Raw genomic sequence first — 14,984 nt, 5'->3', positions numbered from 1 at the left:
CACCCGGCGCAGGGCGGCGCGGCGGGCCGGCGGCCGGATCGGATCGGGCCGGGTGGAGGAGAACAGGTCGAGGGCGAGTTGGCCGTGGGTCGGCGCCGGCCAGTACGCCCCGTCGGCCTCGTCCGCGTACGGCGGGTCGATGGGCGGGACGGGGCGCAGCCGCACGGGTGGTCGGGACGGACCGGGTCGCGGCTCGCTCATCGCCGCCTCCTTGATCTTGCGTTTGCCTTCGTTTGCCTCCGACACCTTTGATTCTCGGTGACAGAACGGCCGCGGTCAATGGCACGCAGGCAGGAGGCCCTACTCCGGGTCGCGGTCGACGAGCGGGTTGTCCCGTACCCAGTCGGCGGTCTCGGCGTACTTGCTCGCGATGTACTCCTCCAGCCGGGCGCGCTCGACCCGCCACTGGCCGCGTCCACCGACCTTGATCGCCGGCAGTTCGCCGCTGCGCACCATGTGGTAGACCTGCGAGTCCGACACGTTCAGCTCGGCGGCGACGTCGGAGAGCAGCAGGAACCTCGGCTCCACAGGAACTCCCGGGGTTGGTGGCGTTTGGCTCAGTTTGCCATCGACAGCTTAGGTCGCCCAGCACCCGGACGGCCCGGCGACGCCCCCCGCGCGGTGGACACACCGCCGGGGAACTTCCACCAGCCGGAGGCGGGGTGTATGACGGTCACGGCGTGCGGCATGATCTGCGCCCGTGCCGGCGGCCGCCGGCGGAGGACCGAGCGGGGAGACGACCGGTGACCGACGAGCTTGTCCGGGTGTACGTGCCGGCGACCGTACCGATGCTGACCCGGCTGCGTGAGCAGGGGCTGACCGCCGACCGGGCGCACGCGGTGACCCCGGCGTTGCGCGAGTGGTACGCCGAGGGCGACGAGGAGGAGTTGGAGTACGTCGCGTTCACCCGGGCCGCCCAGGACGCGCTGCACCTGCTCCGGGCCGACCCGGCCGCGCCCCGCCGCCGGGTCGTCGTCTCGGTCGACCTGCCGCGGGCCGCGCTGGGTCGGGGTGACGGTGAGCTGGGTTCCAGCACGGTGACGTTGGCCGACACCGTGCCGGTGGGCGCCGTTGCGGCGATCCACGTGGACGGGACGGACGCCGTCGAGGAGGTCGCCGCGGCGGCCGACGTGGTGGCCGAGGCCGCCGCCGGCGACCCGGACGCCCAGTTCACCGTCGACAGCGCCGAGGACCACGAACTGGAGTGGTACGACGTGACGGAGCTGGACGTGCTGCTGGGCGCCAACGGCTGAGCCGGGGGGCCAGCCCGCCGTCAGCGGACCGTGTCCGCCCCTGCCGGATCCACGTCGACGGGCTCCGGGTCTGCCGGCTCCGGCTCGTCACGGTCGGAGGCCGCCGTGGCGGGTTCGTCGTCGTCCGCGGGGGCCGGGCCGAGCGTGCGGCCGAACGCGACGAGCGCGGTCAGCGCCCCCACGAAGAGCACCCAGATGCCGTTGTCCACCCGCGAGGTGCCCAGCGAGGTCTGCGCCACCGCGTCCGCCTCGCTCAGGGCCCCGGCGAGGTCCAGCAGGGACCGGCCACCGATCCGGATGATCACCTCGGCGAGCAGCAGGAGCAGCCCGGGCCCGGCGCCGGCGAGCAGGTAGGCCGGCCAACGCAGGGCCGGCGTGCCGGGATCGCGCCGGACGGCCCGCCGCCGTGCCCAGGTCAGGTAGCCGAAGGCGAGCAGACCGGCCAGCAGGCCGGCGACGAGCGACTCGGTGCGCGACACCCACTTCGCCGCATCGATCAGCGACTGCTGGCTGTCACCGGAACCGAAGAGATCGAACAGCGGGTCCCGGGCGCGGCTGAACGCGACCACGAAGAGCAGCGTGCCCAGCGCGGCGGTGACCACCGCGCCGACCGCGGGCGCCGTGCGCGCGCCGGCGAGCGCGGCCCCGATGATCGCCGCGGCCGCGGTGGTGCCGGCGATCACGTTGGTGGTCGAGGTGTCGAAGTACGTGAGGTTGATCGCGAGCGCGGCGGCCAGCCCGACCACCATCCCGGCCCCGATCGCCCCGACGAATCGTAGGGTGACGCCGTCGCCGTACCGGCGGGACAGCAGGTTGCCGCCGGCCAGGGCGACGCCCGCTCCGGCAACCAGCGCGGCCGAGATGACACCGGGCAGGGCGAACGCGGAGAGGCTGATCGCGGTGACCCCGGCCGCTGCCGAGGTGATCGCCTCCCGGGTCGACCAGAGCATGGCGGCCAGCCAGCTGAGCGCCAGCAGCGCGAGCACCGCCGCACCCGGCGCGGGCGCGGGTCGGGTGCTGGGGACGGCCTCGTCGACCGCCGGCTCGTCCGACTCCGAGGCCGGGACGCGGCCGGGCTGCTTGGTCATCGTCTCCCCTTCGAGGCGGCAGGTCACCGACCATTCAGGGTACGCGGGCCGGCTGGACCTTCCACCGCCACGGGACGGCCGCGACGGGCGCGGCTCCCGCCGGACGGCTGCCCCGTCGCCCGCCCGAACCTGATCGGTAAGGAGGGAAGGGGTGGGCCGGTCCTTCGGCGGTGGGAGGTGGTGGAGGTGAGCCGGGCACCCCGACATGGAAGAATCGTGGGAGGTCCCGCCGCTGCTCGGCCATCCCGCGCGGCGTCCGGTGGCCGGCCGTCCGGTCGGTGCCCGCGGGTCCGGTTTCGCCACCGCAGTCGAGATCGCCAGGAGCGTTGATGGATGCCGTGTTCTCCGTACCCGAGCCGCGCAACGAGCCGGTTCGCAACTACGAGCCGGGCAGCACCGACCGGGAGCGGCTCCAGCGGCGGCTGACCGAGCTCGCCGCCGAGCGCATCGACCTGCCGATGACCATCGGCGGTGAGCAGCGGATGGCCGCCGGCGACCCGATCAACGTGGTGCAGCCGCACAAGCACGCGCACGTGCTCGGCGTGACCGCGCACGCCACCCACGACGACGCCCGCGCCGCGATCAAGGCGGCCAAGGACGCCGCCCCGATGTGGCGGGCGCTGCCGTTCGAGGAGCGCGCGGCGATCTTCCTGCGCGCCGCCGAGCTGCTCGCCGGCCCCTGGCGGGACACCCTCAACGCCGCCACCATGCTCGGCCAGTCGAAGACCGCGATCCAGGCCGAGATCGACGCTGCCTGCGAGTTCATCGACTTCCTGCGGTTCAACGTGCACTTCGCCCGCCGCCTGCTCGAGGAGCAGCCCGCGTCCTCGCCCGGGGTCTGGAACCGCTTCGACCACCGCCCGCTGGAGGGCTTCGTCTACGCGGTCACCCCGTTCAACTTCACCGCCATCGCCGGCAACCTGCCGTCCGCGCCGGCCCTGCTCGGCAACACGGTGATCTGGAAGCCGGGCCCGACCCAGCAGTTCGCCGCGCACTTCACCATGCGGCTGTTCGAGGCCGCCGGTCTGCCGCCCGGCGTGATCAACATGGTCACCGGCCGGGGCGAGGAGGTCTCCGACGTCGTGCTCGCAGACCCGGACCTGGCCGGCATCCACTTCACCGGCTCGACCAAGGTGTTCCAGCAGCTGTGGCGCACCGTCGGCGACAACATCGCCCGATACCGGGGGTACCCCCGCCTCGTCGGCGAGACCGGCGGCAAGGACTTCGTCGTCGCGCACACCAGCGCCGACGTGGACGCCCTGCACACCGCGCTGATCCGCGGCGCCTACGAGTACCAGGGCCAGAAGTGCTCGGCGGCCTCGCGGGCGTACGTGCCGCGCTCCCTCTGGGAGGGTGGGCTGCGCGACCGGCTGGCCGCCACCACCGACTCGCTGACCTACGGCGACGTCGCCGACTTCAGCAACTTCGGCGGCGCGGTGATCGACGACAAGGCGTTCTCCCGGCACACCGCGGCGCTGGAGCTGATCGCCGGTGACGACACCTGTCGCGTGCTGGCCGGCGGCACCGCGGACGACTCGGTCGGCTACTTCGTGCGACCGACGCTCTTCGAGTGCGCCGACGCCGCGCACGAGACGTTCACCACCGAGTACTTCGGGCCGATCCTGGGCGTGCACGTGTTCGACGACGCCCGCTTCGACGAGGTGGTCGCGCAGGCCGAGTCGATCGCCCCGTACGCGCTCACCGGGTCGGTGTTCGCCACCGACCGCCGGGTGATCGACGCGGTTGGCGAGCGGATGCGGTACGCGGCCGGCAACTTCTACATCAACGACAAGCCCACCGGCGCCGTGGTCGGCCAGCAGCCCTTCGGTGGCGCGCGGGCCAGCGGCACCAACGACAAGGCGGGTTCCTGGCTCAACCTGGTCCGCTGGCTGTCGCCGCGCACGATCAAGGAGACCTTCGTGCCGCCGACCGACCACACGTACCCCCACATGGGCTAGGAGGCGGTCACCGCCGGCGGCGCGCGTGGCGCCGCCGGCGGTAGCCTGGCCGGGGTGACACACCCCACCCCCGCGCCCGACCCCCGCTTCGGGGAGCAGGGCGGTCTGCTGACCTACAGCGACTACCTGCGGCTGGCCGACCTGCTCGCCGCGCAGGTGCCGGAGTCCGACCCGGCCTCCCACGACGAGCTGCTCTTCATCACCATCCACCAGGTGTACGAGCTGTGGTTCAAGCTGCTGCTCACCGAGCTGACCGACGCCCGGGAGCGGATGCTGGCCGGCGAGACCTACCTGCCCCGGGTACGGCTGGAACGCTGCCACGTGGTGGAACGGGTGCTGATCGGTCAGGTCGACGTGATCGACACGATGACGCCGCAGGATTTCCTGGCGTTCCGCACCAAGCTCGCCCCGGCCAGCGGGTTCCAGTCGGTGCAGTTCCGGGAGATCGAGTTCCTCTCCGGGCTCAAGGACCCGGACTTCCTGCACCGGTTCCGCCGGTTGCCGTCGGCCGAACGGGAGCGGCTGGAACGCCGGCTGGCCGAGCCGAGCCTCTGGGACGGTTTCCTGGCCGTGCTCGCCGGGGCCGGGTTCCCGGTGGACGACGCCGAGGCGCGCTTCGGGGCGTACACCAGGATCGCCGCGGACCGGGAGCGGTTCGGGCCGCTCTGGGACCTCGCGGAGGCCCTGGTCGCCCACGATCAGGCGTTCTCGCTCTGGCGGGCCCGGCACGTGCTGATGGCCGAGCGGCAGATCGGCACCAAGCCAGGCACCGGCGGCTCGGCCGGCGGTGCCTATCTGCGCTCCCGGGTGGAGACGCGCTTCTATCCGGAGTTGTGGGAGCTGCGGAGCCGGCTCTGACCGGGCCGGCTCGACCCGTCAGCCCAACCCATCGATAGTCCTCAACGGACAGTCTGCCGCCGACAGTGCACATAGGAAGTCCTGTCGGGTGGCAAACCGCCAAATCCTGGACGCCGCGAGCGCAAAGTGGCAGCGTAGTGGGCATGGCGGATTCCGGAGTCAACCCCACGGCGGCGGCCCTGCTCGGGCTGCTCCATGAGGGTCCCATGACAGGCGGCCAACTGATGGCCGCCGCTGAGCGCCGGCTGGCGCCGTACTGGTCGATGACCCGTAGCCAGGTCTACCGGGAGCTGCCGGTGCTGGCCGAGCGGGGTTTCGTGCGGCTCGGCAAGCCGGGACCGCGGATGAGCCAGCCGTACTCGCTCACCGCGAGTGGGAAACGGACATTTTCCCGGTGGCTGACCGAGAACCCGGGGCGGGACACCATCCGCAACCCGATAGCCCTCCGGATGGCCTTCGGCGAGTTGCACTCCGCCAGCCAGCTCAAGAGCCTGTACGCCTCCGCCAACGAATACCACACCCAGGCCCTGGCGCAGGTGCGGGAACAGGTGAAGAACGCCAAACGGGACGGCGAGACGTATGACGCCAGTGCTTTGGAGTTCGCCGTCGCCTACCACCGCGCGGCCCTGTCGTGGCTGAAGTCCGCCCCCGTCGGGTGACCTCCGGCGGATTCGCGCATAGGGAACGAGCTGCTCCGCCCGCGGCACAGTACGCTTGTCTGTCGTGACCGCTGCCGATTACGCCGAACAGCTCAAGGAACTCGACGCGACCCTGCGAAACATCGAGGCCGTCCTCAACCTTGACCGTCTGCACGAGGACAAGGCCCGGCTGGAGCAGGAGGCCTCGGCCCCCGACCTGTGGGACGACCAGGCCAAGGCCCAGCAGGTGACCTCGCAGCTGTCGTACGTCAACGGCGAGATCAGCAAGCTGGGCAGCCTGCGGTCCCAGCTCGACGACGCCAAGGTGCTCCTGGAGCTGGCCGAGGCCGAGTCCGACCCGGGTGTGCTGACCGAGGTCGAGGCGGAGATCACCGGGCTGACCAAGGCCATCCAGGAGATGGAGGTCCGCACCCTGCTCTCCGGCGAGTACGACTCCCGGGAGGCGCTGGTCGCCATCCGCGCCGGCGCGGGCGGCGTGGACGCGGCGGACTTCGCCGAGATGCTGCTTCGGATGTACCTGCGCTGGGCGGAGCGGCACGGCTACCCGACCGAGGTCTACGAGACCTCGTACGCCGAGGAGGCGGGCCTGAAGTCGGCCACCTTCGCGGTGAAGGTGCCCTACGCGTACGGCACGCTCAGCGTCGAGTCGGGCACCCACCGGCTGGTGCGGATCAGCCCGTTCGACAACCAGGGCCGCCGGCAGACCAGCTTCGCGGGCGTGGAGGTCCTGCCGGTCACCGAGCAGACCGACCACATCGACATCCCGGAGAACGAGATGCGGGTGGACGTCTACCGCTCCTCCGGCCCCGGTGGGCAGAGCGTCAACACCACCGACTCGGCGGTCCGGCTCACCCACATCCCGACCGGCATCGTGGTGACCTGCCAGAACGAGAAGTCCCAGCTGCAGAACAAGGCCTCCGCGCTGCGGGTGCTCCAGGCCCGGCTGCTGGAGCGCAAGCGCCAGGAGGAGCAGGCCAAGCTGGAGGGGCTGAAGGAGAACGCCGCCGGCTCGTGGGGCGACCAGATGCGGTCCTACGTCCTGCACCCCTATCAGATGGTGAAGGATCTCCGAACCGAGCAGGAGACCGGCAATCCGAGCGCCGTCTTCGACGGCGAGTTGGACGGCTTCATCGAGGCGGGTATCCGCTGGCGCAAGCAGCGGCAACTGGCCGGCGACGGTGCGTGATCACACGCGGGCGGAGCGCGTCGTCGATCTCCTGGTAGAGCCCTAATTCGAGGACGCGCACCGTCTGTGCGGGGCGTGGGGCTTGGCTCTGTCGTCACACCGCGTAGACTCACCACCCGTGATTCAGCTTGAGCAAGTGACGAAGACGTACCCGAAGGCGTCCCGGCCTTCGCTCGACAACGTGTCCGTCTCGATCGAGAAGGGCGAGTTCGTCTTCTTCATCGGTCCATCCGGCTCCGGCAAGTCCACGATCATCAAGATGCTGCTGCACGAGGTCGCTCCCAACAAGGGGCGCGTCGTCGTCAACGGCAAGGACGTCACCTCGATGCGCTCCTGGAAGCGACCCCACTTCCGGCGCTCGATCGGTTGCGTCTTCCAGGACTTCCGGCTGCTGCCGAACCGCACCGCGTACGAGAACGTGGCGTTCGCCCTCGAGGTGATCGGCAAGACCAAGGCGGTTGCCCGCCGGGTCGTGCCGGAGGTGCTGGAGCTGGTCGGGCTCGGTGGCAAGGAGCACCGCTACCCGCATGAGCTCTCCGGTGGTGAGCAGCAGCGGGTCGCCGTCGCCCGGGCGTTCGTGAACCGTCCGCTGATCCTGCTGGCGGACGAGCCCACGGGAAACCTGGACCCGGACACCTCGATCGAGATCATGCGTCTGCTGGACCGGATCAACCGCACCGGCACGACCGTCGTGATGGTCACCCACGACTCCAACATCGTGAACCAGATGCGCCGCCGCGTCGTAGAGATCGAGAGCGGTCGCATCGTCCGTGACCAGGCCCGCGGCGTCTACGGGTGAGCGGGCGCTCCGCCCCTGCGCAGCCTGACGACGAACACCTCATGCCGGAGACCCGGAGGAACCCCCGATGCGCGTGAAATACGTCCTGTCCGAGGTACTGGTCGGACTGTGGCGCAACGTGACCATGACCATCGCGATGATCATCACGATGGCGGTCTCGTTGACCATGCTCGGCGCCAGCGGTCTCATGTACCGCCAGGTCGACGACATGAAGGACCTCTACTACAAGAACATCCAAGTCTCGATCTTCCTCCAGACTGACGTCACCGACGAGCAGCGCGACCAGATGGACGCGAAGCTCAAGGCCGACCCGCTGGTCAGCGAGGTCATCTACGTCGACAAGGCCGAGGCGTACAAGCGGTTCCAGGAGATGTTCCAGGACGCGCCGGATCTGATCAGCGCCGTCAAGGAGGACAGCCTTCCGCCGTCCTTCCGGATCAAGCTGAACAACCCGGAGCAGTACAAGAACATCTACGACCAGTACAAGGACACCGAGGGCGTCGACGAGATCGTCGACCAGAGCCGACTACTGGACAAGATCTTCAACATCCTCACCGCGATCCAGAACATCGCCCTGGCCGCCGCCATCGTGATGGCCGTCGCCGCCCTGCTGCTGGTCGCCAACACCATTCAGGTGGCCGCGTACAGCAAGCGGCGTGAGGTGGCGGTCATGAAGCTGGTCGGCGCGTCGAACTGGTTCATCCAGGCGCCGTTCGTGCTGGAGGCGGTGGTGGCCGGCCTGATCGGCTCGCTGCTCGGCCTGGTGGCCCTGATCGCCGCGAAGTATCTGCTCTTCGACGGGTCGCTCAAGGCGTTGGAGGGCCTGCTCTCGCCGATCAGCTGGGGCGACATCATGTTCATCTTCCCGCTGATGGCCGGCGTCGGTGGCCTGATCAGCGCCGCCACCGCCTGGACCACCCTCCGCTTCTACCTGCGGGTCTAGGCACCGTACGGGTCGTCCCGTCGTCTCCCGGGGACCCTCCCGCTGCCGGAAATAAACGGCGCGGGAGGGTCCTTGTCATTCAGGTAGCATGATCGGTTGTCCGGCCGGGGTGACCCCGGGTGGCGGACGCGCAGGAGAGGGGGTGGCGCCGATGCCACGGGAAAAGGGGCGCAAGGTGGTCGCCTCCAACAAGAAGGCGCGCCACGACTACTCGATCCTCGACACGTACGAGGCGGGTATGGCGCTGACCGGCACCGAGGTCAAGTCGCTGCGGGCCGGGCGGGCGTCGCTGGTGGACGCGTTCGCGCAGGAGCGCAACGGCGAGTTGTACCTGCACGCGATGCACATCCCGGAGTACACGCAGGGCACCTGGACCAACCACGAGCCCCGGCGTACCCGCAAGCTGCTGCTCAACCGTGGGGAGATCGACCGGCTGATCGGCAAGACCCGCGAGGGGGGCCTGACCATGGTCCCGTTGCAGGTCTACTTCTCCGACGGCTGGGCCAAGGTGGAGATCGCCCTGGCCAAGGGCAAGAAGTCGTACGACAAGCGCCAGGACCTCGCCAAGCGGGACGCGGACCGGGAGATCGCCCGGGTCAGCGGCCGACGGGGCAAGGGAATGGACGACTAATTCGTCCCGTTTGTCCGGGTCGGCGAGTTGGCCCGGGGCTCGGGATGAAACCCGTTGCGGCAGGCGTTAGGCTTGTCAGTGCCGCCAACATCGGTGGCCCGTCGAGGGGGTGACTGGTTTCGACTTCGTACGCAGCGACAGGGGAAGCGAGCCGAGGAAGCCGACGTCGTCTCGAGAATCGGTCGTCGGAAACTTATAAGCGCCAAGAACAATCGCGCTGACTTCGCTCTCGCCGCCTGAGGCGAGTAGCTAAGTCTGTCGGCCTGGGAACGCCTTCGTCCCAGTAGCCGGCATCAGCTAGGAGGCTGGCCAATCGGACCCGGTCGCGGGGTCCGTGCGGCGAGATTAATCAGCGACTGGGCCCGTCACACCAACTTGCTCGCGTGAGCGGTGGGGCCGAGTAGAGGCACAGCGAGCTGCGCTCGGAGAAGCCCTGACAAACCGGCGAAGGACCCGGGTTCGATTCCCGGCACCTCCACCATCTCGAAGCGATGCGCCCCGGCCCACCGGCCGGGGCGCATCGTCGTATCCGGGCCTGCGGTGGCGGCCTCCGCACCCCGGATGCCACGACCGGTCCGCCGGCGCGGCTCGCCTACGCTGCCGACTGTGACGAACGAGGAACTGCGCCTGTCGGTCGGCGCGTCACCCGGCCAGCGCACCGTCTCGGTGCTGGCCGGCGTCCTCCTCGCCGCGGTCGGTGCGGCGTTCGTGGTGCTGCCCCTGGTCGCCGGTGGGCTTCTGCGCCAGCTGACCGGCCCGGGTGACGGGTTCGCCTCCTATGAGGAGGCCCGGGACCTGCCGCCGGGGATGCTGCCGCCCGCGTTGCGGGACTCCGGCGGCGGGGACCAGTCCGGGACCGGCCTGCTCGCCGGGCTGTGCGGGCTGCCGTTCGTCCTGCTCGGCGTCTACCTGGTGCTGCGTGTGCTGCGCACCGCCGCCTGGCTGGAGGGCACGCGGGCGCGGGTGCGCGGCGCGTTCGGCAGCCGCACCGTCGACCTCGCCACCGCCCGGATCGACGGCAGCATGGTGGCCCGCGAGGTGGAGGACGACAACCCGCGGGCGCGGGGGCACCAGGCACCGGCCATCGTGGCCACCGACCGCGACAGCGGGCGGCGGGTCACCATCCCGCTGCGCGGCATGGGGCTGCCCACCCTGCCCCCGTCCGAGCTGCGGGCGCTGGCCGACGCGATCACCGCCGGACGTCCCACCGACGGCCGTGACGGCGACGCGCACGCCGTCGCCGGCGAGCTGCGCCGCCTCGCCGAGCACCGGCTCGGCGGCTGAGCGGATACCCCTGGGGCCTGCGAGGCTTCTGCGTCTGCTGGGGTAGATGAGGCGACCGGAGGCTCTGGACAAAGCGGACGGGCCGGGTTCACCATCGCGGTATGCGGTAGCAGCGCAAGCGCGGGAGGTGCCCATGGTCACCGGTCCGGTCCAGCAACCGTCACTCGTCGCCCGGCCGTCCGCCGCGCGCCCGCATCCGGCCGGTCTCCCCGCCGAGCCGTACCGCACCGGATTGCCCGGTGCCCCGCGCCCGGCCGGGCTCGCCGGTGACCTGCACGCGTTCGCCCGTGCCGTCGCCGTCCCGGCGACCGAGCCGTGCTGGCGCGAACGGGTGCTGCTGCGGCTGGACCCGGTCGGGAAGGGCTTCGCCGAGCACGTCCAGGTCACCGAGGGGCCCGCCGGGCTCTACCGGGAACTGCTCACCCACGCACCGCGCCTCGACCACCGGGTGCGGCTGCTCACCCGCGAGCACACCGCGATCGGCGCGGCGATCCTGGCCGTGCAACGGGTCGCCGAGAAGCCCGACGCCAACCTCGACGAGCTGCGCCACCGCGCCGCGCACCTGCTGCGGACGCTGGCCCGGCACCGGCGGCGCGGCGCGGACCTGCTCTGGCAGGCGTACCAGACGGATCTGGGTGGCGAGACCTGAGCGTGGGCCCGACGGCCGCCCGGGAACCGGGGGGCCGGCAGGCGCGTCGAACCGGCATGCGTCGACTCGTCCTGCTGCTCGGTCCGCCCCTGCTGGTGCTCGCGGCCGGGTGCGCCCCGACCGGCACCGAGCCGGCGGACGGCCCTACCGCCCCAGCGCACCGCTGGGAGACGTTCGACCAGCGGGCCGCCGAGGTCGCCGAGGCGTGGCGGCCCGGCCCCGCCTGGCGTACCGGCTACGTCCCGTTGCAGGGGCCGACCGTGCTGACCGGCGACCCGCGCTTCACGCCGGAGACCGAGGAGGCGTTCCGGGCCGGCTGGTACCGGGAGCAGGTCGCCATCCCGCCCACCCGGGTCGGCGGGGAGATCCGCTTCCCGGACGGCCGGCTGACCCTGCCGTTGGTCAGCGCGGCCGAGGCGTACCAGCAGCTCGACCAGGGTGACCCGCTGCCCTGCCCGGGGCGCCCGAAGCGGCCCGGACTGCCGAGCCCCGGCCCCACCGTCGAGCCCGGCCCGGACGGCCCGGTCAGCAGCGCCCCGCAGACCGCCTGCCTGCCGCTGACCGTCACCGGCGTCACGTTCGGCACCGTGCCGGTGCGTACCAGCCGGGGCGAGGCGCAGGTCCCAGCCTGGCTGTTCACCGTCGAGGAGTTGGCCACCCCGGTGGCCCGGCTGGCCGTCGCGCAGGCGGCGGTCACCCCGGTGCCCGAGCCCACCGCGCCCGCGCGGCCCCTGCCGGACGGGCTGGTGTCCGCTCAGGACCTTACGGCGGTGGACGGGGCGCGGCTGACCGTCCGACTCGGCGTCGGCGCCTGCGACACGGGGATCACCCCGCTCGTTCTGGAACGGTCGGACGCGGTGGTGGTCGGCGGCGGGGTGACCCGGTCCACCGGTGTCTGCACGGACCAGCTCAAGCTGGAACCGGTCACCGTCACCCTGGCCGCACCGCTGGGCGCCCGGCCGGTGCTGGACGTCTCCACCGGCACCCCGCTGTCGATCGCCCCGCGCTGACCGGATGAGGAGCCCGGGGATCAGAGGATGCTGGGCACGTCGGTGCTGATCGGCACCGGCAGCACGGTGGGACGGTCCGCGCGCAGCCCGGCGGCGAGTGCCTCGCCAAGCTGGTCCGGGTTCTCCACCACCTGCGTGGCGCAGCCGTAGCCGGCCGCGATGGCCGTGATGTCCAGCCCCGGCAGGTCCAGCCCGGGCACCCCGGGCGTCTCCTTCAGCTCGGCGAACGCCTTGAGGATCGCGTACTGCTGGTTGACCGGGACGACCACCACCACCGGCAGTGACAGCCGGGCGGCGGTCCACAGCGCCTGCACCGAGTAGTGGAACGAGCCGTCGCCGACCACTGCCACCACCGGCCGGCCGCGCCCGGTGTCCCGCTCGGCCAGCGCCACCCCGACCGCGGCCGGCAGGCCGTAGCCGAGACCGCCGCTGGCCATCGTGAAGTACGACGCCGGGCGGCCGATCCGCAGCCGGCGGCGCAGTGCGGACAGGTTGGACGGTGACTCCTGGACCAGCACCCCGTCCGCGGGCCAGTGCGCGGCCAGCGCGGCGAACAGGGCGTCGGCGCTCAGCGGCGTGCCGACCTCCGGCGGCGCCGGGACCGCCCGGGGCGCCGGTGGCGGCCGGTTGGCCGGCGGCACCAGTTCGAGCAGCGCGGCCAGCGTCAGCCCGGGGTCGCCGAGCAGGCTGTCCCCGACCGGGGCGCGGGCGGCCTCGTCCGGGTCGTCCGTGACGTGCAGCAGCCGGGCGCCGTCGGGCAGATGGTCGCCCGGCACGTACGGGTAGTAGCGGAAGACGGGGGCGCCGACCACCAGCACGGTGTCGTGCCCGCTCAGCGCCTCGGCCAGAGGTCCGATCGCGAACGGCAGCACCCCGCGAAACTGCGGGTGGTCCTCCGGGAACACGGCCCGCTCCGGTGCGGGCGCCGACCAGACCGGTGCGGCGAGTCGCTCGGCCAGCGCGACCGCGGTCGACCAGCTCCCGGACCGGTCGACCCCGGGCCCGAACACCAGGACCGGGTCACGGCTGCCGGCCAGCACCCGGGCGAACTCGTCCAACCGCTGGGGGTCCGGCGCGAACCGGGTGGCGACCGTTCGCGGCGCGGGTGGTGGATCGGCGGGCTGGCCCCAGTCGTCCATCGGCAGGGAGAGGAAGACCGGCCCGGCCGGTGGCTGCACCGCGGTCGCGTACGCCCGCAGCAGCGCCGCCGGGATGTCCTGCGCCCGGACGGGCTCGTAGGCCCACTTGACGTACGGCTGGGGAAGCTCGACGGCCCGGCGGTTGGTCAGCCGGGGTTCGAGCAGCAGCATCTCCCGGGTCTGCTGGCCCGCGGTGACGATCAGCGGGGTCTTGTTGTGCCAGGCGGTGACCATGTTGCCCATGCCGTTGCCGGTGCCCGGGCCGGTGTGCAGGTTGACGTGCGCGGGCGTGCCGGTGGCCTGGGCGTAGCCGTCGGCCATCGCGACCGCCGTCGCCTCCTGCAGGGCGTGGACGTAGTGGAAGTCGGCCGGGAAGTCCCGCAGGAACGGCTCCTCGGTGGAGCCGGGGTTGCCGAAGACGGTGGTCATGCCGAGGGCGCGGAGCACGTCGTACGTCGCGTCCCGGACCGTTGCCATCGCCACCTGCCTCCCGTGTCGCGGTGCGCGCAGGGACGACAGCGGTCGCTCGCCCTCCCGACCAGCCGAATCTATCGGGATGGGACGGACCTTTCGGGCGTTTCCGAGCGTCGGTCACCTATCCGACCACCGACCCCGCCGACATCGCGCCGCCCGCGCCCGACAGGCCGGGCACGTGCCCGTCTCAGGGCAGCGGGAAGGGCAGGGTGATGCCGTCCAGCGCCCGGCCGCAGGCGCAGTCCCGCGCGCCGGGCAACGCGGCCAGCGCGTCGATCAGCACGTCCCGCAGCCGGTCGGTGTTCGCCGCGAAGACCCGGAACACCTCGTCCTGGGTCACCGACTCGCCGCCCCGCAACCCGGCGTCCAGGTCGGTGATCAACGCGATCGAGGAGTAACAGAGGGCGAGCTCCCGGGCGAGCACCGCCTCCGGGTGACCGGTCATGTTGACCACCATGCCGCCGATCGAGGCGAACCAGCGGGACTCCGCCCGGGTGGAGAACCGCGGGCCCTCCACCACCACCACCGTTCCGCCGTCCACGGCCGTGACGTCCCGCTGTGCGGCGGCCCTGAGCAGCGCCCGCCGACCGTTCGGGCAGTACGGGTCGGCGAACGGCACGTGCACCGCGCCCCGGTCGTAGTAGGTCTGCGCCCGGCCGCTGGTCCGGTCGATCAGTTGGTCCGGCACCACGAACGTGCCCGGGCCCAGCTCCGGGCGGAGCCCCCCGACCGCACACGGGGCGAGCACCTGGCGTACGCCGAGGGAGCGCAGCGCCCAGAGGTTGGCGCGGTAGGGGATCAGGTGCGGCGGGTACCGGTGGTCACGGCCGTGCCGGGGCAGGAACGCGACCCGCCGCCCGGCCACGGCGGCGATGGTCACCGCGTCCGACGGTGGGCCGTACGGGGTGTCCAGCTCGTGGGTGGTGCCGTCGAGGAGGGCGTACAGGCCCGAGCCGCCGATCACCGCGAGGTCCGCCGTCGGTGCCATCGACCCTCCGTCTTAACTGTCCGATCACCCGCCCGTCAGACCTTAGCCAGCACCCGGGACGCAGG

Annotated in this window: 15 protein-coding genes, 1 other RNA gene and 1 pseudogene; 12 read left to right on the top strand and 5 right to left on the bottom strand. The window is 71.9% G+C overall.

Going from position 1 to position 14,984, the window contains the following annotated elements; all coding sequences use genetic code 11:
* Together DKT68_RS04865 and DKT68_RS04860 are read right to left on the bottom strand one after the other, a co-directional pair.
* Nucleotides 1-201: pseudogene (locus DKT68_RS04865) on the bottom strand (Rv3235 family protein); the annotation flags it as partial.
* Between the two features lie 99 nt (nt 202-300).
* Complete coding sequence (locus DKT68_RS04860; RefSeq protein WP_109816221.1) at nt 301-528, bottom strand: helix-turn-helix transcriptional regulator; 228 nt, start codon at nt 526-528, stop codon at nt 301-303.
* Nucleotides 529-743: 215 nt separating this feature from the next.
* On the opposite strand from DKT68_RS04860, the gene DKT68_RS04855 reads away from it, so the two are divergent.
* Entirely contained in the window at nt 744-1,253 is a 510-nt protein-coding gene (locus tag DKT68_RS04855) for a DUF6912 family protein (RefSeq protein WP_109816220.1), read from the top strand.
* A 20-nt stretch (nt 1,254-1,273) separates the two neighbouring features.
* On the opposite strand, the gene DKT68_RS04850 is transcribed toward DKT68_RS04855, so the two are convergent.
* Nucleotides 1,274-2,341, bottom strand: a complete 1,068-nt coding sequence (locus tag DKT68_RS04850) for a hypothetical protein (protein WP_236646717.1) — start codon at nt 2,339-2,341, stop codon at nt 1,274-1,276.
* Nucleotides 2,342-2,670: 329 nt separating this feature from the next.
* Here DKT68_RS04850 and pruA point away from each other — a divergent pair, with 329 nt between their 5' ends.
* The 11 genes from pruA to DKT68_RS04795 all read left to right on the top strand — a co-directional run bounded on the left by pruA (nt 2,671) and on the right by DKT68_RS04795 (nt 12,318).
* The gene (gene pruA / locus DKT68_RS04845; protein ID WP_109816219.1) at nt 2,671-4,299 is read left to right on the top strand and encodes an L-glutamate gamma-semialdehyde dehydrogenase; all 1,629 of its coding nucleotides are present in this window, start codon (nt 2,671-2,673) and stop codon (nt 4,297-4,299) included.
* A gap of 54 nt (nt 4,300-4,353) precedes the next feature.
* Nucleotides 4,354-5,157 carry a tryptophan 2,3-dioxygenase gene (locus DKT68_RS04840; RefSeq protein WP_109816218.1) on the top strand — a complete coding sequence of 268 codons (804 nt, stop codon included), beginning with the start codon at nt 4,354-4,356 and terminating at the stop codon, nt 5,155-5,157.
* Between the two features lie 143 nt (nt 5,158-5,300).
* A complete protein-coding gene (locus DKT68_RS04835; protein ID WP_109816217.1) occupies nt 5,301-5,816 on the top strand; it encodes a PadR family transcriptional regulator in 516 nt (171 codons plus the stop codon).
* 64 nt (nt 5,817-5,880) lie between these two features.
* Nucleotides 5,881-7,002 (top strand): peptide chain release factor 2, encoded by a 1,122-nt coding sequence (gene prfB, locus DKT68_RS04830; protein WP_109816216.1) that lies wholly within the window; start codon nt 5,881-5,883, stop codon nt 7,000-7,002.
* Between the two features lie 118 nt (nt 7,003-7,120).
* Nucleotides 7,121-7,801, top strand: a complete 681-nt coding sequence (gene ftsE / locus DKT68_RS04825) for a cell division ATP-binding protein FtsE (RefSeq protein WP_030331491.1) — start codon at nt 7,121-7,123, stop codon at nt 7,799-7,801.
* A gap of 67 nt (nt 7,802-7,868) precedes the next feature.
* A complete protein-coding gene (ftsX, locus tag DKT68_RS04820) occupies nt 7,869-8,744 on the top strand; it encodes a permease-like cell division protein FtsX (protein ID WP_109816215.1) in 876 nt (291 codons plus the stop codon).
* A gap of 151 nt (nt 8,745-8,895) precedes the next feature.
* Nucleotides 8,896-9,375, top strand: a complete 480-nt coding sequence (smpB, locus tag DKT68_RS04815; RefSeq protein WP_074319182.1) for an SsrA-binding protein SmpB — start codon at nt 8,896-8,898, stop codon at nt 9,373-9,375.
* A gap of 105 nt (nt 9,376-9,480) precedes the next feature.
* Nucleotides 9,481-9,856, top strand: a transfer-messenger RNA (tmRNA) gene (gene ssrA / locus DKT68_RS04810).
* A 125-nt stretch (nt 9,857-9,981) separates the two neighbouring features.
* Complete coding sequence (locus DKT68_RS04805) at nt 9,982-10,659, top strand: hypothetical protein (RefSeq protein ID WP_109816214.1); 678 nt, start codon at nt 9,982-9,984, stop codon at nt 10,657-10,659.
* Between the two features lie 133 nt (nt 10,660-10,792).
* The gene (locus DKT68_RS04800; protein WP_236646716.1) at nt 10,793-11,308 is read left to right on the top strand and encodes a hypothetical protein; all 516 of its coding nucleotides are present in this window, start codon (nt 10,793-10,795) and stop codon (nt 11,306-11,308) included.
* Nucleotides 11,309-11,364: 56 nt separating this feature from the next.
* Nucleotides 11,365-12,318: a hypothetical protein gene (locus DKT68_RS04795; RefSeq protein ID WP_109816224.1), complete on the top strand. Its 954-nt coding sequence runs from the start codon at nt 11,365-11,367 to the stop codon at nt 12,316-12,318.
* A gap of 20 nt (nt 12,319-12,338) precedes the next feature.
* On the opposite strand, the gene mdlC is transcribed toward DKT68_RS04795, so the two are convergent.
* Both mdlC and DKT68_RS04785 read right to left on the bottom strand, forming a co-directional pair.
* On the bottom strand, nt 12,339-13,934 hold the full coding sequence (gene mdlC / locus DKT68_RS04790; protein WP_109816213.1) for a benzoylformate decarboxylase: 1,596 nt from the start codon (nt 13,932-13,934) through the stop codon (nt 12,339-12,341).
* A 184-nt stretch (nt 13,935-14,118) separates the two neighbouring features.
* On the bottom strand, nt 14,119-14,919 hold the full coding sequence (locus DKT68_RS04785) for an S-methyl-5'-thioadenosine phosphorylase (protein WP_109816212.1): 801 nt from the start codon (nt 14,917-14,919) through the stop codon (nt 14,119-14,121).
* Between the last annotated feature and the right edge of the window lie 65 nt (nt 14,920-14,984).

This window comes from Micromonospora acroterricola (assembly GCF_003172955.1).
Classification (GTDB): Bacteria; Actinomycetota; Actinomycetes; order Mycobacteriales; family Micromonosporaceae; genus Micromonospora; species Micromonospora acroterricola.
The sequence above is the reverse complement of the archived record's forward strand: the minus strand, read 5'-3'. Positions and strand labels throughout refer to the sequence as shown.